Raw genomic sequence first — 19,666 nt, forward strand, 5'->3', positions numbered from 1 at the left:
AGCGTGATTCGGGTGACGTATGCGGTCATGACAAAACGCCCCGCGTTCCACCGGGGAACGCGGGGCGTCGAGCGTCGAGACGAAAGGCCGGCGCTTACGCGACCGCGCTCACGTCGAGCGGCGCGCCGGTCTTCGCCTGGATCTCTTCCGCGCTCACACCGTCGGCGAGCTCGAGCACCTTCAGGCCATTGGGCGTCACTTCGATCACGCCGAGATCGGTGATGATCAGGTCGACTACGCCGACACCCGTCAGCGGCAGGTTGCATTCGTCGAGGATCTTGTGCTGATCGCCCTTCGCGACGTGCTCCATCAGCACGACGACGCGCTTCACGCCCGCGACGAGGTCCATCGCACCGCCCATCCCCTTGATCATCTTGCCCGGGATCATCCAGTTCGCGAGGTCGCCCTTCTTGCTGACCTGCATCGCGCCGAGGATCGCGAGGTTGATGTGGCCGCCGCGAATCATCGCGAACGAATCGGCCGACGAGAAGATCGACGAGCCCGGCAGCGTCGTGACGGTCTGCTTGCCGGCGTTGATCAGGTCGGCGTCGACCTCGTCTTCCGTCGGCGACGGGCCGATGCCGAGCAGCCCGTTCTCCGACTGCAGCCACACTTCGACGCCTTCCGGCACGTGGTTCGCGACGAGCGTCGGCAGGCCGATGCCGAGGTTCACATAGAAGCCGTCCTGCAGTTCCTTCGCCGCGCGCGCGGCCATCTGGTCACGATTCCAGGCCATGTCAGTCTCCTTTCGCGCGTACGACGCGTTGTTCGATGCGTTTTTCGGGCGTCGCGTTCAGCACGATGCGCTGCACGAAGATCCCCGGCGTGTGGACATGGTCCGGATCGAGCTCGCCGTTCTCGACGATCTCCTCGACTTCCGCCACGGTGATCTTGCCCGCCATCGCGCACATCGGGTTGAAGTTGCGCGCGGTGCGGCGATAGATCAGGTTGCCGGACTTGTCGGCCTTCCATGCCTTCACCAGCGCGACGTCGGCCGTCAGCGACGGCTCGAGCACGTAGTGGCGATCGCCGAACTGGCGCGTTTCCTTGCCTTCCGCGATCACGGTGCCGTAGCCGGTGTTCGTGAAAAAGGCGGGGATGCCGGCGCCGCCCGCGCGCAGCTTCTCGGCGAGCGTGCCCTGCGGCGTGAATTCGAGCTCGAGTTCGCCGGCCAGGTACTGGCGCTCGAACTCCTTGTTCTCGCCGACGTACGACGAGATCATCTTCCGGATCTGGCGCGTTTCCAGCAACAGGCCGAGACCGAAGCCGTCGACGCCTGCGTTGTTGCTGATGCAGGTGATGCCCTTGACGCCGGAATCGCGCAGCGCCGCGATCAGCGCCTCGGGAATCCCGCACAGGCCGAAGCCGCCCACCGCGAAGGTCTGTCCGTCGCGGACGATCCCTTCCAGCGCGGCGGCCGCGCTTGGATAGACTTTGTTCATCTGTATGTCCCTTCCTCTATGGAAACCAGCAAAACCGGTTCACGCGCCCACTGGGCCGCAAGCCCGCCGCATCATTCTATGCATGCACGGCGATACCTGCGTCGAGGCGCGCTGTTTTTATATCGCGGCACACCGCCGCGAGATGCCTGAAAGGGTACGATGTGACGCCGATACGGCACAATACGCAAAAATACATAAGCATTTGCCTCCGCTTGCCCGCGCCATGCCCGCTCTCGATTACCAGACTGCCTTTCACCTCGCGCCGCTCGGCCTCGTGATGTCGCGCGACCGCGTGATCGAGGACTGCAACGACGCGCTCGCGGCGATCTTCCGCTGCGCGCGGGCCGACCTGATCGGCAAGTCGTACGAGGTGCTGTATCCGTCGCCGGACGAATTCCAGCGCATCGGCGAGCGCATCTCGCGCGTGATGATCGCGAACGGCACCTACGCCGATGACAGAATCATGAAACGGGCCGACGGCGAGCTGTTCTGGTGCCACGTGACGGGCCGCGCGCTCGACCGCACCGCGCCGCTCGCGGCGGGCGTCTGGACCTTCGAGGACTTGAGCGCGACGCGCCGGGTCGCCGTCGAGCTGACGCCGCGCGAACGCGAGATCGCCGCGCAGCTCGCGACCGGCAAGACCAGCAAGCAGATCGGGCGCGTGCTCGACATCAGTTCGCGCACGGTCGACATCTATCGGGCGCGGCTGATGCGCAAGTACGGCACGAACAATACGCCGGAGCTGCTGCAGCGCCTGCTCGGCCAGTAAAACGCGCGCCGGAATGGCAATCGGCCGCGTGAAGCGGCCGATTCGGGAGATCATCGGGAAATGGCGACACACCGGGCGCCGGCTTCGGCGCCGCCGCGCTCAGCCGACCTGCGCCGCGAGCGCGCGCTCGATCGTATCGCGCAGCAGTTGCGGCAGCGGCACCGACTTGCCGAGCGCGTAGTCGACCCACACGCAGCGCGCGTTGCCGCGCGCATAGACGTGCTGCGGATCGTCCGCGCGCGTCAGCTCGAAACCGGTGTCGAAGCTGCTGCGGCCCGGCTTCGCGGCCGACATCTTCGCGATCACGTCGCCCGGATAGTGCAGTTGCTTCAGGAACTCCATCGACGCCGTGACGATCACGGGCCCCTGCCCCTCGCCGTTGCCGCCCGCGATGCCGAGTTCCTCGAACCACGAGATCCGCGCCTGTTCCATGTAGCGGAAATAGACCGTGTTGTTCACGTGGCCGAACGCATCCATGTCGCCCCAGCGGATCGGCATCGACATTTCAAATACGGGGGAATATTCGCTCATTGCAGTCTTCTTTGTTGCTGAATGTCATCCACTCAGGCGAGGCCGAAGCCATCGTCGGCGGAGATAATCGAGCCATTGATGAACTGCGACTCGTCGGCCGCGAGCAGCAACAACAGCCCGTCGAGATCCTGCGGCTTGCCGACGCGCCGGCGCGGCAGCATCGACTGCAGCTTCTGGCCCTGCTCGGTTTCCCACAGGTAATGATTGATTTCGGTATCGATATAGCCCGGGCAGATCGCGTTGACGTTGATCCCGTGGCGGCCCCATTCGAGCGCCATCGCGCGCGTCATCTGCACGACCGCCGACTTGCTCATCGCATACAGCCCGATCTGCGGAAACACGCGCAGCCCCGCCACCGACGCGATGTTGATGATCCGGTAAGGCGGTTTGCCGTTGCCGTTCGCGCGCATGATCATCCGCTTCGCGACTTCCTGCGCGACGAAAAACGCGCCGCGCGTATTGGTGTCGAACACGAACTCGAAATCGGACGGCGTGACGTCGACGAGCTTCTGCATCGTCGAGACGCCCGAATTGTTCACGAGGATGTCGATCGTGCCGGCTTCCGTCTCCGCGTGCGCGATGGCCGCCTTGATGCTCTGCACGTCGGTGACGTCGAGCGACACCACGTGCGCGGCACCGCCCGCCGCCTCGATCTCCGCGCGCAGTTCCTTCAGGCGCTCGACGCGGCGGCTCGCGAGCACGACCTTCGCGCCGGCCTGCGACAGCACCTGCGCAAAGCGTTGCCCGAGGCCGCTCGATGCGCCCGTGACCAACGCGACCTTGCCTTCCAGATTGATCGATCGACCCATTGCACATCCCCTTTCGATGTCGTTTCGCCGCTGCGGGCGCCCTGTCCCACGCAGCATAACCCTAGCACATAAAATAGAACGATCGTGCTAATGTATCCGCATGCTGTTGCGGCAAGCGTTTCGTTTCGCAGACAATACGCTCCCGAATAAAAGCATTCTAACGGTTAGAGGAACGCCAATGACCCCCGCAAGCCTCATCGAGCAATACGGCCCGCGCGAATCGATGGAATACGACGTCGTGATCGTCGGCGGCGGCCCGGCCGGGCTGTCGGCCGCGATCCGGCTCAAGCAGCTGGCCGCCGAGAAAGGCACCGAGATCGGCGTGTGCGTGCTCGAGAAGGGTTCCGAGATCGGCGCGCACATCCTGTCGGGCGCGGTGATGGACCCGCGCGCGATCACCGAGCTGTTTCCCGACTGGAAGGAACAGGGTGCGCCCCTGAACGTCGAGGTGACGGAAGACCGCTTCCTGTTCCTGTCCGAGAGCAGCGCGGTCACGACGCCCAACTGGGCGCTGCCCGACAACTTCAAGAACCACGGCAACTACGTGATCTCGCTGGGCAACGTCACGCGCTGGCTCGGCCAGCAGGCGGAAGCCTTGGGCGTCGAGATCTTCCCGGGCTTCCCGGCCGCGGAGATTCTCTACAACGACGACGGTTCCGTGAAAGGCGTCGCCACCGGCAACATGGGCGTGGGCAAGGATGGCGAGCCGACCGAGAACTTCCAGCTCGGCATGGAACTGCACGCGAAGTACACGCTGTTCGCCGAAGGCTGCCGCGGCCACCTCGGCCGTCAGCTGATCTCGAAGTTCAAGCTCGACGCGAACGCCGATCCGCAGGCGTACGGGATCGGCATCAAGGAACTGTGGGAAATCGATCCCGCGAAGCACAAGCCGGGCCTCGTGATCCACACGGCCGGCTGGCCGCTGAAGTCGGATACGTACGGCGGCTCGTTCCTGTATCACATGGACAACAACCAGGTCGTGGTCGGCTTCGTGGTCGGCCTCGGCTACACGAACCCGTATCTGTCGCCGTTCGAGGAATTCCAGCGCTACAAGACGCACCCGTCGATCCGCGCGTTCCTCGAAGGCGGCAAGCGCGTGTCGTACGGCGCGCGGGCGATCACGGCCGGCGGCCTGCTGTCGCTGCCGAAGACGGTGTTCCCGGGCGGCGCGCTGATTGGCGACGACGCGGGCTTCCTGAACGCATCGCGGATCAAGGGCAGCCACGCGGCGATCAAGACCGGCATGCTGGCGGCGGACGCCGCGTTCGACGCGCTGCAGGCTGGCCGCCAGAGCGACGAGCTCCACGCGTATCCGGACGCCTTCAAGCAATCGTGGCTGTACACGGAGCTGTACCGCGCGCGCAACTTCAAGCAGTGGATGGCGAAGGGGCTGTACCTCGGCACGCTGATGGTCGGGCTCGAGCAGAAGTTGATGGGCGGCAACGTGCCGTGGACACTGCACCACAAGCATGCGGACCACGAGATGCTGAAGCCGGCATCGCAATGCACGCCGATCGAGTATCCGAAGCCGGACGGCAAGCTGACGTTCGACCGATTGTCGTCGGTGTTCATCTCGAACACGAACCACGAGGAGAACCAGCCGGCGCACCTGACCTTGAAGGACGCGAACGTGCCGGTGAACGTGAACCTGCGGACCTACGCGGGACCGGAGGCGCGCTTCTGCCCGGCGGCGGTGTACGAGTTCGTGAAGAACGACGACGGCAGCGACCGCCTCGTGATCAACGCGCAGAACTGCGTGCACTGCAAGACCTGCGACATCAAGGACCCGACGCAGAACATCGTGTGGGTCACGCCGGAAGGCGGCGGCGGGCCGAATTATCCGAACATGTAACTGCCGAAGAACGCCGCCTCGCGCGGCGTTTTTTTCGTCGGTTCGACGTTCGACATTCGACGCCGCCCGGCTCTCCATCGGGCGCGCGACTCATGCACCGCGCCCGCATCGGCTGCGCTAACGCGCCGCGATCCGCCGACGGAAATGCTCGGTACCGGACACGATCTTGTCGAGCACCGCGTCGAGCGCCCAGAAGCGCTCGCGCACGTCGTAGTCGATCGCGCGGCAACGAATCGATCCGAACGTGCCGATCCGTTGATGATAGATCTTCGCAAGCGCCGGGTAGCCCAGCGCTTCCGACACCGCCGAGAGCACCAGGAACGTCGACAACTCGTCGGCCAGCGCCGGATCCGAGCCGCCCTGCGTGCGCAACCATCGGTACAGGTCGGGATGGAAGTTGGTGAACACGCCGTTGAAACCGGCCGAACCCGCCTTCATCGCATCCCATGCGATCGCGGCGTTCGCATTGAGGATCTTCAGCGGCGACCCCGCGGCGAGTGCGACGCGTCGCTTCACCGTCTCCAGATCGCAGCTCACGTCCTTCAACATCACGAAGCGGCCGGTGTCGATGCACGCACGCAGTTCGTCATCGGACAGCAGTCGCCGATAAGGCGCCGGACATTCGTACAAACCGAGCGGCAGATCCGACGGCAACCGGGCGAGCAGCTTGTGAAGATGGTCGAGAAGCGCGGCGCTGCCCTTGCGCTGCGGATCGAGGCGGTTGGTCACGAGCACGACGCCCTGCGCACCCGATTCTGCCGCGGCACGCAGCTCGGCGACCTGCGCATCCAGATCGTCGCTGATGTGCCCGGACGCGACGACGGGCACGCGCCCGGCCACCCGCTCGACCACGAAACGCGCGAGTTCCGCACGCTCGGCAAGACTCAGGAATTGCATCTCGCTCGATTGCGCGACCGCGAACAGCGCATCCGAGCCGTGCGCCAGATACCATTCGACGAGTCGCTCGAGGCCTGCGTAGTCGATCGCGCCGGCGTCGTCGAACGGCGTCAGCATCACCGGTACGATCCCCTCGATGGTTGCGCTCGATTGCCGATGTGGTTGCATCTGTTTCTCCTTCCTTCAGTGAATACGGGGGTGTAGCCGACGGACTCAGGCCGGCAGCGGTCCGGGCGCGGCGCTCGCGGACTGCTCGGGAATCGGTTTGCGCACCAGCAGCAGGTAAGCCATCGCGCCGGCGAATGCGATTGCCGCCGCCGTCAGCAGCGCGGGCACGAACGACCACCTCTGCGCGATGACCCCCGTCAGGATCGGCGCGAGCGCACCGCCGATGAAACCGCCGAAATTCTGGATCGCGCCGAGCGATGCGACACGGCTCGGCGGGGCGGCCGCCGTCGCGAGCGCCCACGAGCATGCCGACGCCGCATTGGCGAGAAAGATCACGACCGAAATGCATGCGAGCGCGACCGTGTTGCTCTGCACGAGCGCGGCCGGAATCGTGAACGCGACCATCCCGAGCATCGCGACGACCACCGCGTTGCGCCGGCTCACGACCGGCGAGCGGCTGCGGCGCGTCACCAGATCCGAGAGCCAGCCGGCAACGAGCGAACCGACGAACCCGCACAGGAATGGCACGGATGCCGCAAACCCGGTGCGCACGAGGCTCATGTGACGCTCCATCGTCAGGTACCCCGGCAGCCAGGTCAGGTAGACCCAGTTCAGATACACGGAACCGAAGAATCCGAGCAGCATGCCCCAGGTCGTGCCGTGCGAAAACAGGCTGCGCCAGTCGGCGAAGGTCAGTTTCGGCATCGCGACGGCCGTCTGCGCATCGGTATCGAGATATGCGCGTTCCGCCGCGGTCAATTGCGCGCGCGCCGGATCGCGGTACAACGCAAACCAGACGACGGCGACGACGAGGCCGAGCGCGCCCGTCACGACGAATGCCCAGCGCCAGTTGAACGACGCGACGAGCACCGCGAGCAGCAATGGCGCGAGTGCGGTGCCGAGCGGCGACGCCGCGTTGAAGATGCCGGTCGGCGTACCGCGCGCGCGCAACGGAAACCAGTTGCTCACCACCCGCGCCGCCGACGGGAACTGCGGCGCCTCGCCGATGCCCAGCACGATGCGCGCGACGATGAACCAGCCGAAGGTGGACACGATGCCGCCCGATGCCTGCGCGAGCGACCAGACGATCAGCCCGATGCCGAGCAGCCGGCGCGGCCCGATGCGATCGACGAGTCCGCCGACCGGGAACTGGCACAGCGCGTAGCTCCACGAGAACGCCGACAGCAGCAAGCCCATCTGCGAGAGCGACAGCCCGAGATCGCCCCGGATTGCCGAACTCGCGACGGCCAGCGTGCCGCGGTCGAGATAGTTGACGATCCCGCTCGCCATCAGCAGCGCGAGCGCAATACGTTGTCCGCGCTGGATACGTGGCGGCGCCGTCGGAACAGCATGATTCTCGTTCATTGCGTTTGTCTCCATGTCCTGAATGGTTTCCGGGCCTCGGTCTGTTCCGTCTTCGCGGAATCTATGCGGCCCCACGCTCCACTTCTTCGCGTGTCGGAATCGACGTCTGCGCGCCGTGGCGCGTGACGCTGATCGCGGCCGCACGCTGTCCGAACGCGATCGCGTCGTCCATCGACGCGCCGCTCGCCCGGGCGGCCGCGAAGCCGCCGACGAAGGTATCGCCGGCCGCCGTCGTATCGACGGCGACCACCGCCATCGCCCGATGGCGGCCGCTCCCTGCACTTCCGCGCCAGCAGACGCCGCGCGCGCCCAGCGTGACCAGCACGTTGCCGACGCCCTTCGCGCGCAGCGCTTCGGCGGCCCGCACCGCGGAGGCGTCGTCGCCGACGGCAATGCCGGTCAGCGACTCCGCTTCCGTTTCGTTGACGACGAGATAGTCGATGCGGGCCAGCAATGCGTCGAACAGCGGCCGGGCCGGCGCCGGATTGAGCAGCACCGGCGTGCGATGCGCGATCGCACTGCCGATGGCGCGCGCGACGGTCTCGATCGGCACCTCGAGCTGGCACACCATCAGCGCCGCGCCGGCGATCGCGTCGCGCGCCCGGTCGATCAATTCGGCATCGAGGCGCGCGTTTGCACCGGGCACGACGACGATGCTGTTCGCGCCGTGCGCATCGACCGTGATCGTCGCGACCCCGGTTGCCTCGCCGTCGATCCGGTGCAGATGCGTCACGTCGATGCGCTCCGCCGCCAGCGCGTCGTGCAGACGTGCGCCGAACGCATCGTTGCCGACGCAGCCGATCATCGCGACCGACGCACCGAGGCGCGCGGCGGCCACCGCCTGGTTCGCCCCCTTGCCGCCGTGAACGGTCTGGAACGTGGTGCCGAGCAGCGTTTCGCCCGGCACGGGCAGCCGCGGCGCATGCGTGACGAGGTCGACGTTGACGCTGCCGACGACAGCGATTCGGGGTGGTCTGGTGTGGGTCATCATCGAATGTAACCGCTTACATTTTCGACGGACAAAATGGCCTGATCGGCCTTCGTCGACGAAAACTTCACGATGCGGTTGAAATCTGTGTCTGACATAATACGGAGTAGCATCAAGATAGCGCTTACATTCTCACAGGCGAGACCGGGATTGCAAGCGGGACCACGATGAATCGAGGGTAAACGATGGCGTTTTTGACCACACGCGGAGCCTGCAGGGTAGCCGCGCCCGGGGATGACCGATGAGTAGCCCTTCATCCGGTGGTGGCACGGCGCGCGCGCGCCGCGGCAGCGGCCGGTCGGTGCTCGGCGACGTCGCGAAACTCGCCGGCGTGTCGACCGCGACCGTTTCGCGCGTCTACAACGATCCCGGCAAGGTCTCGGCCGACGTGCAGCAGCGCGTGCGCGACGCGGCACGTGCGCTGAACTGGATTCCCAATGCAGCCGGCCGCGCACTCGCCTCCACGCGCACCCACATCACCGGGGCGATCATTCCGACGCTCGACGACCAGGTGTTCGCATCGCAGGTAGCGGGCATGCAGGCGGTCATGGCCGAGCACGGCATCACCCTGTTCCTGGGCTGCTCGAATTACGATCCGGCGCAAGCGCTCGCGCAGGTGCGCGCGATGCTGTCACGCGGCGTCGAAGCGGTGTCGCTGGTCGGCGAAGCCTATCCGCCGGAAGTATTCGAACTGCTCGACCTGCATCGGGTGCCGTATGTCGTCACCTATGCTTACCGCGACGACAGCCCGCACTGCTGCATCGGCTTCGACAACCGCGCGGCATTCGCGCGACTGACCACGCACCTGCTCGAGCTCGGGCATCGCGATTTCGCGATCATCATGCAGCCTTCGGCCGACAACGACCGCGTGCAGGCCCGCCTGCGCGGCATTCACGAGACGCTCGCCGCGCGCGGGCTCGCGGTCAGGCCGATCCACCAGCACGAGGGCGCGGCCACGATCGCGTTCGGGCGGGCGAGCCTGCGCGCGATTGCCGACAGCGGCGCGACGCGCCCGACGGCCGTGATCTGCGGCAACGACGCACTCGCGCTCGGCGCCCTGCTCGAGGCGCAGGCACGGGGCATCGACGTGCCTTCGCAGCTGTCGATCACCGGGTTCGACGATGTCGCGCTGGCTCGCGAAATCCGGCCGGCGCTGACGACGATGTGGGTCGACACCGATGCGATCGGCCGCAAGGCCGCCCGCGCGTTGCTCGACGCACTCGAAAACGGCGCAGCCGGGCCCGGTTGCGCGGTACTGCCGGAGCTGCGGGTGCGCGAATCGGCCGCGCCGCCGGACGCGCCGGCCCAATGAAAACGGGGCGCCGCAGGCGCCCCGTTTCGCATCGAATCGGCTAAATCGGTCGAAGCGGCGAGTGCCGGCTCCGTTGCATCAGGTCGCGCTGCCCGCGATCTTCGGCGTCGGCGTCTCGACGTCGCCGCACTGCGCGCGATGGCGCAGCGCGTGGTCGATCAGCACCAGCGCGAGCATCGACTCGGCGATCGGCGTCGCGCGAATGCCGACGCACGGGTCGTGGCGGCCGAAGGTTTCGACGGTCGCTTCTTCACCGGACTTCGTGATCGAACGGCGCGGCGTGCGGATGCTCGAGGTCGGCTTGATCGCGATCGACACGGTGATGTCCTGCCCCGTCGAAATCCCGCCGAGCACGCCGCCTGCATGGTTGCCGACGAAACCGGCCGGCGTCAGTTCGTCGCCGTGCACCGAGCCGCGCTGCGCGACGCTGTCGAAGCCCGCGCCGATCTCGACGCCCTTCACCGCGTTGATGCTCATCATCGCCTTCGCGATGTCCGCGTCGAGCCGGTCGAATACCGGTTCACCCCAGCCGACCGGCACGCCCGACGCGACGACGTCGATGCGTGCACCGATCGAATCGCCGTCCTTGCGCAGCGCGTCCATGTAGGCTTCCAGCTCCGGAACGATCGCCGCGTTCGGCGAAAAGAACGGGTTCTCGCGGACGTGCGACCAGTCGACGAACGGCACGTCGATCTCGCCGAGACCGCTCATGTAGCCGCGCACTTCGACGCCGAAGCGCTCGCGCAGCCACTTCTTCGCGACCGCGCCCGCGCCGACGATCGGCGCGGTCAGGCGCGCGGACGAGCGGCCGCCGCCACGGTAGTCGCGGATGCCGTATTTCTGCCAGTAGGTGTAGTCGGCGTGGCCGGGGCGGAACGTCTCGACGATGTTGCCGTAATCCTTGCTGCGCTGGTCGGTGTTGCGGATCAGCAGCGCGATCGGCGTGCCGGTCGTCACGCCTTCGAACACGCCGGACAGGATCTCGACCTCGTCGGCTTCCTGGCGCTGCGTCACGTGCCGCGACGTGCCGGGCTTGCGGCGATCGAGCTCGACCTGGATGTCGGCTTCGGTCAGCCCCATTCCCGGCGGGCAGCCGTCGATCACGCAGCCGATCGCGGGACCGTGCGATTCGCCGAAGGTCGTGACAGTGAAAAGCGTGCCGAGGGTATTGCCGGACATGATGGAACCGCCCAAAGAGAAATGGACAAACCGATGCGCTGCCGGGGCCGCTGGCAGGCCGATCGTTTGCCGGTCGAGAAAAGAGGTAAACCGCTATTATGCCAGCCGTCCCGGACCCGCGGGCCGCGTGAACCGTTCAGACCATACTGGCCGGTCACGCAGACGGCCCGGCGCGAGAATCGTCGACCCGCGCCGTTGCCGGTCGAACCGGCAGGTTTGCAGCCGTGTGCTGCCCGATACGAAGCCGCCGGGCCGGCCCTGCCTACTTCCGCGCGCCGCGCAGCTCGGTCACCGCCGCCTGCAGCGCCTCGGGCGTCGCGACCGAGGCCGCGATCGGCTCGCCGACCGCGAGCGTCAGCCGGCTCATCACGCCGCGCTTGATCGGCCGCGGCATGCGCGCATCGGCATGACGGGAGAAATAGCTGCCCCACAGCCCGCGCAGCGCCATCGGGATCACGGGCGCCGGCGTGCGGCCCAGGATCTCGGTGATGCCGTGGTGGAAGGTGTTGATGTCGCCCGTCTTGGTCAGCTTGCCCTCGGGGAAGATGCACACGAGTTCGCCGTCCTTCAGCGCGGCCTCGCATGCGTCGTACGCGCGCGCGAGCATGTCGGGATCCTCGTGGCGCGGCGCGATCGGAATCGCCTTCGCATGCCGGAACACCCAGCTCGCGAAGCGCGCCTTGAAGATCCGGTGATCCATCACGAACCGGATCGGCCGCGGGCTCGCAGCCGCCAGCACGAGCGCATCGACGTAGCTCACGTGGTTGCATACGAGCACGGCCGCGCCCTCTTCCGGGATCCGCTCCGCATGGACGAGACGAATCCGGTAGAACGTGTGCACCAGCACCCACGCGACGAAACGCAGCAGGAACTCGGGGACGAGCAGGTAGATGTACGTCGCGACCACGACATTCAGCAGCGCGGTGACGAGGAACAGGCCGGGGATGTCGACCCCGGCCTTGGTCAGCCCCATCGCCATCAGGGCCGACAGGATCATGAACAGCGCGTTCAGGATGTTGTTCGCGGCGATGATCCGCGCACGGTGGGTCGGCGCGCTGCGGCTCTGGATCAGCGCATACAGCGGCACGCTGTAGAAGCCACCGAACATCGCGAGCAGGAACAGGTCGGCCAGGATGCGCCAGTGACGCGCGCCGGCGAGGAATTCCCCGACCGACAGCAGATGCCCGGGCGACGGCAGCGAGCGGCTCGCGAAATACAGCTCGATCGCGAACACGCTGATGCCGATCGAGCCGAGCGGCACGAGGCCGATCTCGACGCGGCGCTGCGACAGCCGCTCGCAGAGCAGCGAGCCGAGGCCGATCCCGACCGAGAACGTCGCGAGCAGGACCGTGACGACGTCGGGGCTCGCGGACAGCACGTCCTTCGCGAAATTGAAGAACGACGTGAGGAACGTCGCGCCGACGAACCACAGCCACGAGATGCCGAGCAGGCTCAGGAACACGGTGCGGTTCTGCCGCGCGAGCCCGAGGTTGCGCCACGTTTCGCTGAACGGGTTCCAGTTGATCACGAGATCGGGCTGCGGCGCGGGCGTCGATGGCACGCGCTGCGCGACGAGCCGCCCCGCGAGCGCGATGACGACGACGCTCACCGCCAGCACGCGCTCGCCGCTGCCTTCGATGCCCGCGGCCGCGCCGCCGATGATCGTGCCGATCAGGATCGCGATGAACGTGCCCATCTCGACGAGGCCGTTGCCGCCGACCAGTTCGTGGTCGCCGAGATGCTGCGGCAGGTACGAATACTTGACGGGGCCGAACAGCGTCGAGTGCATCCCCATCATGAACGTGCACAGATACAGCAGCGTCGCGCTGTGCGTGACGAAACCGGCCGCGCCGACCAGCATCAGCACGATCTCGAAGGACTTCACGAAGCGCGTGAGCGTCGCCTTGTCGTATTTGTCGGCGATCTGGCCGGAGGTGGCCGAGAACAGCACGAACGGCAGGATGAAGATCGCGGAGATCAGGAACGCGGCCGTCTTCGCGTCGACGCCGGAGAAGCGCGCGGTGTGATAGGTGACGAGCGACGTGAAGCCGATCTTGAACACGTTGTCGTTCAGCGCGCCCAGGAACTGGGTCGTGAAGAACGGCGCGAAACGGCGCTGGCGCAACAGGTCGAACTGCGACGCGTGGGCGCGCCGTTCGCCGCGCGATGCGGAAGAGACTTGCGTGTGATCGCTCATGCGGAATACGCGCGCATCGTCTGGGCGAAGCTGCGCGGGCCTTGGGTTGTTGTCGAAAAAACGGCGGCGCAGGCTGAACCTGCGCCGCCGTACGCCGAATGGCAGCGCCCGCGCGTCATGGCACCGGGCGCGACGCGATTCACGGCTTCTGCGCTTCGGCTTCCGATTCCGGCCAGTCGCGGATGTACGCCTTCAGCATCCGGTTCTCGAAGCTCTGCGCCTCGACGACCGTCTTCGCGACGTCGTAGAACGAAATGACGCCCATCAGCACCTTCTTGTCGAGCACCGGCATGTAGCGCGCGTGGCGCTCGAGCATCATCCGGCGCACTTCGTTGACGTCGGTTTCCGGCGTGCACGTGAGCGGCTCGTCCATCACCTTGCGCACCTGCACGTCGCCGATCGCGCCGCCGTTCACGTGCAGGCGCAGGATGATCTCGCGGAACGTCAGCATCCCGACGAGATCACCGTACTCCATCACGACGAGCGAACCGATATCGTGTTCGGCCATCGTATCGACCGCTTCGCGCAGCGGCTTATCGGGCGTCACCGTAAACAGCGTGTTGCCCTTCACTTTCAGAATATCGCTGACGCGCATCGTAGTCCCCTCATGCTTGAATGCAAAACCGCTTTCGATCCTATCGGAAAGCCTGTCAAAAGGAAAGCTCAGCCCCACGCGGTGCGGCCGTCGCCGCTTGCGGACACCGGCCGGCCGCCGCACAATGACTCCATGGACGGCGGCCCGAGGAGACGGCCATGGCACATACGCATACGGAGCAATTCGCCAGCTTCGCCGATTTCTACCCGTACTACCTGAACGAACACCAGAACCTGACGTCGCGCCGGCTGCACTTCATCGGCTCGCTCGGCGTGATCGGCTGCGTCGCGATGGCGATCGCGACGGGCCACTGGCCGTGGCTGCCGGCGGCGGTCGTGTGCGGCTACGGATTCGCGTGGGTCGGACACTTCTTCTTCGAGAAGAACCGCCCCGCCACGTTCCGGCACCCGATCTACAGCCTGATGGGCGACTGGGTGATGTTCAAGGACATCTGCACCGGCAAGATTCCGCTGTAACGCCCGCCCGGCACCGCGTCACGCCGTTTTCGGCGGCCGCGCGTGCGGGTCGGGCGCCCGCCGGGCACCGGCCGGGCACGCCGCGGCCGGCGCACCCGCAAGCCGGTGCGCGGCGATCAGCGACGCAAGCGATACGTCGAACCGGTCGTTCGACAGCACCTCGAGCAATGCCGCGCCTTCGACGTGGCTGCTGCGTCGCTGCAGCTGATAGGTCAGTTCGGTGCGGTCGATCACCAGCACGTCGAACAGCTGCGCCAGCGTCAGCCGCTCCGGATTCGCCAGCAGGATGTAGCACGGCGCGCGTTCGCCGCTGTCCAGCCGCGCGATCCACTCCCGCTCCTCCATCGTCGACAGCAGCCGCTGCGCGGTTTCCATGTCGCAGCGCAACATGGCCGCAAGCCGCATCGCCGTATAGCCCGCCTTGCCGACCGCGCGCGCCTCGGCCAGCCGCGCGAGCAATTCGAGCGCGTCGAGCAGGTCGCTGCCCGCATAGTGGATGCGATGGAACTGGCCGACGCGGATCGCCGGCAGCGCGGACGCCACCATCGCGCCGAGCAGCGCGATGAACCAGCTCAGATACACCCATAACAGGAACACCGGCAGCGCCGCGAACGCGCCGTAGACGGCCGTATAGGTCGGAATGCGCCGCACGTAATAGCCGAAGCCGCGCTTCGCGAGCTCGAACGCGATGGCCGCGAACAGCCCGCCGATCACCGCGTCGCGCCATGCGACCGTGCAGTTCGGCAGATACACGTACAGCAGCGTGAACGCGAGCACGGTCAGCGGCAGCGACACGAACGCGAGCAGCCATTCGACGATCGACGTCGACGGCGCGGCGCCGGTGAACGCCAGCGATTGCGTAAACAGGTACGACGAGATCGACAGGCTCACGCCGAACAGCAAGGGCCCGAGCGTGATCAGCGCCCAGTACGCGAGCACGCGCTGCGCGAACGGCCGCGGCTTGCGCACCCGCCAGATCAGGTTGAACGCGGACTCGATCGTCATCATCGTCATCACGGACGTGACGACGAGCACGATCAGGCCGGCCGTCGTCAGCCCCTTGGCCTTCGACGCGAACTGGTTCAGGTACTTGAAGATCTGGACGTTGAACTGCGCGGGCATCAGGTGATCCGCGAGGAACCCCTGCAGCGAGATCTGGAACGACGCGAACATCGGGAACGCGGTAAACAGCGCAAACGCGACCGTCACGAGCGGCACGAGTGCCAGCATCGTCGTGAACGTGAGGCTGCCCGCCACTTGCGGGATGCGATCCTCGGCGCTGCGCCGGGCCGCGAACTGCGCGAGGCGCTTGAGGGTGTCGAGATCGACGCTCAACTTCGGCAAACGGCTTCTCCTTCTCTGCTGACGCCGCGCGCCCGGTGGCGCGCCGCCGCCGCGCTGCGCGACGACTTCAGCCCCTATAATAGCCGCTCGATCCAGCAGGGGCCGACTGCACCGGGCATCCGCGCGGCCGCATGCGGCCCCGTCGCCCATGAAAGACATCCTCGTCCTCTATTACAGCCGCCACGGCGCCACGCGCGATCTCGCGCTCGCAATCGCGAACGGCATCGACAGCGTGCCCGGCATGCAGGCCCGCATCCGTACCGTGCCGCCCGTCTCGACGGTCTGCGAAGCCACCGCCTCCGACATCCCCGACGACGGCCCGCCGTATGCGGAGTTGCGCGATCTCGAGGAGTGCGCGGGCCTCGCGCTCGGCTCGCCGACCCGCTTCGGCAACATGGCCGCCTCGCTCAAGTATTTCCTCGACGGCACGACGCCGCAATGGCTGTCGGGCGCGCTGACCGGCAAGCCGGCCTGCGTGTTCACGTCCACCGGCAGCCTGCACGGCGGCCAGGAGTCGACGCTGCTGTCGATGATGCTGCCGCTGCTGCATCACGGGATGATGATCGTCGGCATCCCGTACACGGAATCCGCGCTCAGCACGACGCGTACCGGCGGCACGCCGTACGGCGCGTCGCACGTGTCGCAGCACGATCGCAGCGGGCCCGCGGGGCTGTCGGCGGACGAAAAGGCGCTCGCGGCCGCGCTTGGCGTGCGGCTCGCGCGTGCGGCAGCGGCCCTCGCCGACGCCCGGGCCGCCGAGGCCGCATGAACGCGCCTGCCCGCCCCGCCCGTCCCCCCGTCGCCGCCCGGCCGCGCTACGCGCTGGCCGCGGCCGCGTGCCTCGTCGCGCTGATCGCGCTGTCGCTCGCGTGGGAACTGTGGCTCGCGCCGCTGCGCCCGGGAGGCTCGGCGCTGATGCTCAAGGCCGTGCCGCTCGCGCTCGCGCTGCCCGGCGTCTGGCGGCGTAACATCTATACGATGCAGTGGGCGAGCATGCTGATCCTCGTCTATTTCGCCGAAGGCATCGTGCGCGGCATGTCCGACCGCGGATTGTCCGCGACGCTCGGCTGGTGCGAGACCGCGCTCGCCGTCGGCTTCTTCGTGGCCGCGCTGGCCTACGTCGCGCCGTTCAAGCGCGCGGCGAAGCAGCAGCGCGCCGCGTCCTGACCCTTACGCGACCGAACGTATGAATTCTTCCGAAGCCTTCGTATCCGCCTGCCGAGACGCGATCGGCGCCACCTACGTGCTGACCGAGCCGCACGACACCGAACCGTTCCTGACCGACTGGCGCCGCCGTTACAAGGGCAGTGCGTGCGCGGTGCTGAAACCGGCCGATACGGCGGAAGTCGCCGCGCTCGTCCGGCTCGCCAACGCGCACGGCGTCGCGCTCGTGCCGCAGGGCGGCAACACGGGGCTCGCCGGCGGCGCGACGCCCGACGCGAGCGGCAGCCAGGCCGTGCTGAGCCTCGCGCGCCTGAACCGCGTGCGGGCCCTCGATCCGCACAACAACACGATCACGGTCGACGCCGGCGTGATCCTCGCCGACGTGCAGGCGCGCGCCCGCGAAGGCGGCCGGCTGTTCGCGCTGAGCCTCGCCGCCGAAGGCAGCTGCACGATCGGCGGCAACCTGTCGACCAACGCCGGCGGCACCGCGGTGCTGCGCTACGGCAACGCACGCGAGCTGTGCCTCGGGCTCGAGGTCGTGACGCCGCAGGGCGAGATCTGGGACGGCCTGCGCGGGCTGCGCAAGGACAACACCGGCTACGACTTGCGCGACCTGTTCATCGGCGCCGAAGGCACGCTCGGGATCATCACGGCCGCCGTGCTGAAGCTGCATCCGCTGCCGGCCGCGCAGGTCACGGCGCTGGCCGCGCTCGAGTCGCCGCACGCGGCGCTCGACTTCCTCGCGCTCGCGCAACGCGCGGCCGGCCCGCTGCTGACCGGCTTCGAGCTGATGTCCGACTTCTGCATGCAGCTGGTCGGCAAGCACTATCCGCAACTGCGCTATCCGTTCGACCGCACGCATGCGCAGACGGTGCTGCTCGAACTGTCGGACAACGAAAGCGAAACGCATGCGCGCGCGCTGTTCGAAAAACTGATGGAAGAGGCGTTCGAGGCCGGGCTCGTGGTCGACGCGGTCGTCGCGGAAAATCTCGCGCAATCGCGCGCGTTCTGGGACCTGCGCGAACACATCCCGCTCGCGCAGGCCGACGAAGGTCTCAACATCAAGCACGACATCGCGGTGCCGATCTCGTCGATCGCGCGCTTCATCGACGAAACCGACGCGGCGATCCAGCAGGCCGCGCCGGGCGCGCGGATGGTCACGTTCGGCCACCTCGGCGACGGCAACCTGCACTACAACGTGCAGACGCCCGAAGGCGGCGACCCGAAGGCATTCCTCGCGGCATTCCAGAAGCCGATCAACCGCATCGTCTACGACAACGTGCACCGTCACCACGGCACGATCAGCGCGGAGCACGGGATCGGCCAGCTGAAGATCGACGACGCGCAGCGCTACAAGTCGCCGGTCGAAACGGCGCTCATGCGCACGCTGAAGACCGCGCTCGACCCGCGCGGGCTGATGAATCCCGGCAAGGTCCTGCACTGAAGCCCCCGTCCCGGAGCGATGCCCATGAGAGTCCGCGTCCTGTCCGACCTGCATCTCGAATGCAACCAGCCCGACACGATCGCGCATGCCGACGCGGATCTCGTCGTGCTGGCCGGTGATATCCACAATCACGCGGAAGGCCTGCGCTGGGCCGCCGAGACGTTCGATCCCGACGTGCCGGTGATCTACGTGCCGGGTAATCACGAGTACTACGACGGGGAATTCGGCGCGCTCGAAACCGCGATGCGCGACGCCGCGCATACGCTCGACCACGTGCATTACCTGAACAACGGCGTGTACGTCGATCCGGCGCAGCGCTTTCGTGTGCTCGGCACGACGCTGTGGGCTGATTTCTCGCTGTTCGGCGCCGACCAGGCGAGCATCGCGCGCGCGATCGACGCGGCCATGCGCGTGATGCTCGATTTCAAGGGATTGATCCAGGTGACGTGGCCGCACGATGCGTCCTTGCATGCGGCGGCAGCCCCGGAGCGGGACTTCACGCCGGCCGACGCGATCGCGCTGCACCGGCAAGGCCGCGCGTGGCTGGAAGCACGGCTCGCGACACCGTTCGCGGGCCGCACGATCGTCGTCACGCATCATGCGCCGCACCTGCGCTCGCTGGCGGAGCGTTATGCGGAAGACCTGGCGTCGGCGGGATTCGTCACGGACATGGCGGAACTCGTGCGGCCGCCCGTGGACCTGTGGATCCACGGCCACACGCATACTTCATTCGATTACGTGACCGACAGCGGCACGCGCGTGGTGTGCAACCCGCGCGGCTATATCCGCCGGCGCACCGGCGAACTGGAGAATCCCGCGTTTGCGTGGGACAAGGTGGTCGAGCTCGGCTGAGCGCCAAGCCATCGGGCCGCGCGATGCGGCCCTCCCCGAGCTGAAAGGCCGCCCGATCAGCGATCGGCGCGGCGCGAGCCGTTCGACGACGGGCGCACCCGCACCGGCACCGGCTTCATCCGTGCCTTCATCGCGCGCAGCAGATCGCGCGTCGCCGCGGCGGCAGCAGCCGCACCAAGCAAAACTCCAAGGCCGATCATCAGTTGCGTATCCATTGCGACTCCGGGTGTGGGCAGTTCCAAATCTCGATGATTGAAACAGTATCAAACTGTCCGCGGTCCG

General features: G+C 67.0%; 20 protein-coding genes. 8 read left to right on the forward strand and 12 right to left on the reverse strand.

Annotated features, from left to right (window positions below; all coding sequences use genetic code 11):
- Nucleotides 1–94: 94 nt before the first annotated feature.
- Nucleotides 95–736 (reverse strand): CoA transferase subunit B, encoded by a 642-nt coding sequence (locus tag PL79_RS22630; RefSeq protein WP_044846054.1) that lies wholly within the window; start codon nt 734–736, stop codon nt 95–97.
- Between the two features lies 1 nt (nt 737).
- Nucleotides 738–1,442: a CoA transferase subunit A gene (locus PL79_RS22635; RefSeq protein WP_044846055.1), complete on the reverse strand. Its 705-nt coding sequence runs from the start codon at nt 1,440–1,442 to the stop codon at nt 738–740.
- 223 nt (nt 1,443–1,665) lie between these two features.
- Here PL79_RS22635 and PL79_RS22640 point away from each other — a divergent pair, with 223 nt between their 5' ends.
- Nucleotides 1,666–2,211: a LuxR C-terminal-related transcriptional regulator gene (locus PL79_RS22640; protein WP_044846056.1), complete on the forward strand. Its 546-nt coding sequence runs from the start codon at nt 1,666–1,668 to the stop codon at nt 2,209–2,211.
- Between the two features lie 99 nt (nt 2,212–2,310).
- Here PL79_RS22640 and PL79_RS22645 read toward each other — a convergent pair whose 3' ends face one another.
- Both PL79_RS22645 and PL79_RS22650 read right to left on the reverse strand, forming a co-directional pair.
- Nucleotides 2,311–2,742, reverse strand: coding sequence for an acyl-CoA thioesterase (locus PL79_RS22645; protein ID WP_044846057.1), 432 nt, complete (start codon nt 2,740–2,742; stop codon nt 2,311–2,313).
- Between the two features lie 32 nt (nt 2,743–2,774).
- Nucleotides 2,775–3,551 carry an SDR family oxidoreductase gene (locus PL79_RS22650; protein ID WP_044846058.1) on the reverse strand — a complete coding sequence of 259 codons (777 nt, stop codon included), beginning with the start codon at nt 3,549–3,551 and terminating at the stop codon, nt 2,775–2,777.
- A gap of 178 nt (nt 3,552–3,729) precedes the next feature.
- On the opposite strand from PL79_RS22650, the gene PL79_RS22655 reads away from it, so the two are divergent.
- Complete coding sequence (locus PL79_RS22655; RefSeq protein ID WP_044846059.1) at nt 3,730–5,403, forward strand: electron transfer flavoprotein-ubiquinone oxidoreductase; 1,674 nt, start codon at nt 3,730–3,732, stop codon at nt 5,401–5,403.
- Between the two features lie 117 nt (nt 5,404–5,520).
- Here the strand turns inward: PL79_RS22655 and PL79_RS22660 are convergent, their stop codons facing one another.
- The 3 genes from PL79_RS22660 to rbsK all read right to left on the reverse strand — a co-directional run bounded on the left by PL79_RS22660 (nt 5,521) and on the right by rbsK (nt 8,824).
- A complete protein-coding gene (locus tag PL79_RS22660; protein WP_044846060.1) occupies nt 5,521–6,468 on the reverse strand; it encodes a dihydrodipicolinate synthase family protein in 948 nt (315 codons plus the stop codon).
- A 45-nt stretch (nt 6,469–6,513) separates the two neighbouring features.
- On the reverse strand, nt 6,514–7,833 hold the full coding sequence (locus PL79_RS22665) for an MFS transporter (RefSeq protein WP_044846061.1): 1,320 nt from the start codon (nt 7,831–7,833) through the stop codon (nt 6,514–6,516).
- A 61-nt stretch (nt 7,834–7,894) separates the two neighbouring features.
- Entirely contained in the window at nt 7,895–8,824 is a 930-nt protein-coding gene (gene rbsK / locus PL79_RS22670) for a ribokinase (RefSeq protein ID WP_044846062.1), read from the reverse strand.
- A 238-nt stretch (nt 8,825–9,062) separates the two neighbouring features.
- Here rbsK and PL79_RS22675 point away from each other — a divergent pair, with 238 nt between their 5' ends.
- Nucleotides 9,063–10,133: a LacI family DNA-binding transcriptional regulator gene (locus tag PL79_RS22675; RefSeq protein WP_044846063.1), complete on the forward strand. Its 1,071-nt coding sequence runs from the start codon at nt 9,063–9,065 to the stop codon at nt 10,131–10,133.
- Nucleotides 10,134–10,211: 78 nt separating this feature from the next.
- Here the strand turns inward: PL79_RS22675 and aroC are convergent, their stop codons facing one another.
- The 3 genes from aroC to PL79_RS22690 all read right to left on the reverse strand — a co-directional run bounded on the left by aroC (nt 10,212) and on the right by PL79_RS22690 (nt 14,104).
- Nucleotides 10,212–11,312, reverse strand: coding sequence for a chorismate synthase (gene aroC, locus PL79_RS22680; RefSeq protein ID WP_044846064.1), 1,101 nt, complete (start codon nt 11,310–11,312; stop codon nt 10,212–10,214).
- A gap of 262 nt (nt 11,313–11,574) precedes the next feature.
- Nucleotides 11,575–13,509, reverse strand: coding sequence for an MFS transporter (locus tag PL79_RS22685; RefSeq protein ID WP_044846065.1), 1,935 nt, complete (start codon nt 13,507–13,509; stop codon nt 11,575–11,577).
- 139 nt (nt 13,510–13,648) lie between these two features.
- Nucleotides 13,649–14,104 (reverse strand): CBS domain-containing protein, encoded by a 456-nt coding sequence (locus PL79_RS22690; RefSeq protein ID WP_044846066.1) that lies wholly within the window; start codon nt 14,102–14,104, stop codon nt 13,649–13,651.
- A 158-nt stretch (nt 14,105–14,262) separates the two neighbouring features.
- On the opposite strand from PL79_RS22690, the gene PL79_RS22695 reads away from it, so the two are divergent.
- Complete coding sequence (locus PL79_RS22695) at nt 14,263–14,580, forward strand: Mpo1-like protein (protein WP_044846067.1); 318 nt, start codon at nt 14,263–14,265, stop codon at nt 14,578–14,580.
- Nucleotides 14,581–14,598: 18 nt separating this feature from the next.
- Here the strand turns inward: PL79_RS22695 and PL79_RS22700 are convergent, their stop codons facing one another.
- Complete coding sequence (locus PL79_RS22700; RefSeq protein WP_135801124.1) at nt 14,599–15,924, reverse strand: YihY family inner membrane protein; 1,326 nt, start codon at nt 15,922–15,924, stop codon at nt 14,599–14,601.
- 148 nt (nt 15,925–16,072) lie between these two features.
- On the opposite strand from PL79_RS22700, the gene wrbA reads away from it, so the two are divergent.
- Genes wrbA through PL79_RS22720 form a run of 4 tightly spaced genes read left to right on the forward strand, consistent with a single transcriptional unit; the run spans nt 16,073 to nt 19,384 of the window.
- A complete protein-coding gene (gene wrbA, locus PL79_RS22705) occupies nt 16,073–16,693 on the forward strand; it encodes an NAD(P)H:quinone oxidoreductase (protein ID WP_044846069.1) in 621 nt (206 codons plus the stop codon).
- Nucleotides 16,690–17,091 (forward strand): DUF2069 domain-containing protein, encoded by a 402-nt coding sequence (locus PL79_RS22710; protein WP_044846070.1) that lies wholly within the window; start codon nt 16,690–16,692, stop codon nt 17,089–17,091. Before wrbA ends, PL79_RS22710 begins: the two co-directional genes overlap by 4 nt.
- Nucleotides 17,092–17,110: 19 nt before the next feature.
- The gene (locus tag PL79_RS22715) at nt 17,111–18,532 is read left to right on the forward strand and encodes an FAD-binding oxidoreductase (RefSeq protein WP_044846071.1); all 1,422 of its coding nucleotides are present in this window, start codon (nt 17,111–17,113) and stop codon (nt 18,530–18,532) included.
- 24 nt (nt 18,533–18,556) lie between these two features.
- Entirely contained in the window at nt 18,557–19,384 is an 828-nt protein-coding gene (locus PL79_RS22720; RefSeq protein ID WP_044846072.1) for a metallophosphoesterase, read from the forward strand.
- A 56-nt stretch (nt 19,385–19,440) separates the two neighbouring features.
- Here PL79_RS22720 and PL79_RS36230 read toward each other — a convergent pair whose 3' ends face one another.
- Nucleotides 19,441–19,599: a hypothetical protein gene (locus PL79_RS36230; protein WP_170296438.1), complete on the reverse strand. Its 159-nt coding sequence runs from the start codon at nt 19,597–19,599 to the stop codon at nt 19,441–19,443.
- Between the last annotated feature and the right edge of the window lie 67 nt (nt 19,600–19,666).

Origin of the sequence: Burkholderia sp. USMB20 (assembly GCF_000949135.2) — a bacterium.
Lineage (GTDB): Bacteria > Pseudomonadota > Gammaproteobacteria > Burkholderiales > Burkholderiaceae > Burkholderia.

Excerpts from the sequence above, each read along its gene's own strand:
- PL79_RS22630 (WP_044846054.1), bottom strand. The coding sequence starts at position 736 with ATGGCCTGGAATCGTGACCAGATGGCCGCGCGCGCGGCGAAGGAACTG.
- PL79_RS22635 (WP_044846055.1), bottom strand. The coding sequence starts at position 1,442 with ATGAACAAAGTCTATCCAAGCGCGGCCGCCGCGCTGGAAGGGATCGTC.
- PL79_RS22640 (WP_044846056.1), top strand. The coding sequence starts at position 1,666 with ATGCCCGCTCTCGATTACCAGACTGCCTTTCACCTCGCGCCGCTCGGC.
- PL79_RS22645 (WP_044846057.1), bottom strand. The coding sequence starts at position 2,742 with ATGAGCGAATATTCCCCCGTATTTGAAATGTCGATGCCGATCCGCTGG.
- PL79_RS22650 (WP_044846058.1), bottom strand. The coding sequence starts at position 3,551 with ATGGGTCGATCGATCAATCTGGAAGGCAAGGTCGCGTTGGTCACGGGC.
- PL79_RS22655 (WP_044846059.1), top strand. The coding sequence starts at position 3,730 with ATGACCCCCGCAAGCCTCATCGAGCAATACGGCCCGCGCGAATCGATG.
- PL79_RS22660 (WP_044846060.1), bottom strand. The coding sequence starts at position 6,468 with ATGCAACCACATCGGCAATCGAGCGCAACCATCGAGGGGATCGTACCG.
- PL79_RS22665 (WP_044846061.1), bottom strand. The coding sequence starts at position 7,833 with ATGAACGAGAATCATGCTGTTCCGACGGCGCCGCCACGTATCCAGCGC.
- rbsK (WP_044846062.1), bottom strand. The coding sequence starts at position 8,824 with ATGATGACCCACACCAGACCACCCCGAATCGCTGTCGTCGGCAGCGTC.
- PL79_RS22675 (WP_044846063.1), top strand. The coding sequence starts at position 9,063 with ATGAGTAGCCCTTCATCCGGTGGTGGCACGGCGCGCGCGCGCCGCGGC.
- aroC (WP_044846064.1), bottom strand. The coding sequence starts at position 11,312 with ATGTCCGGCAATACCCTCGGCACGCTTTTCACTGTCACGACCTTCGGC.
- PL79_RS22685 (WP_044846065.1), bottom strand. The coding sequence starts at position 13,509 with ATGAGCGATCACACGCAAGTCTCTTCCGCATCGCGCGGCGAACGGCGC.
- PL79_RS22690 (WP_044846066.1), bottom strand. The coding sequence starts at position 14,104 with ATGCGCGTCAGCGATATTCTGAAAGTGAAGGGCAACACGCTGTTTACG.
- PL79_RS22695 (WP_044846067.1), top strand. The coding sequence starts at position 14,263 with ATGGCACATACGCATACGGAGCAATTCGCCAGCTTCGCCGATTTCTAC.
- wrbA (WP_044846069.1), top strand. The coding sequence starts at position 16,073 with ATGAAAGACATCCTCGTCCTCTATTACAGCCGCCACGGCGCCACGCGC.
- PL79_RS22710 (WP_044846070.1), top strand. The coding sequence starts at position 16,690 with ATGAACGCGCCTGCCCGCCCCGCCCGTCCCCCCGTCGCCGCCCGGCCG.
- PL79_RS22715 (WP_044846071.1), top strand. The coding sequence starts at position 17,111 with ATGAATTCTTCCGAAGCCTTCGTATCCGCCTGCCGAGACGCGATCGGC.
- PL79_RS22720 (WP_044846072.1), top strand. The coding sequence starts at position 18,557 with ATGAGAGTCCGCGTCCTGTCCGACCTGCATCTCGAATGCAACCAGCCC.
- PL79_RS36230 (WP_170296438.1), bottom strand. The coding sequence starts at position 19,599 with ATGGATACGCAACTGATGATCGGCCTTGGAGTTTTGCTTGGTGCGGCT.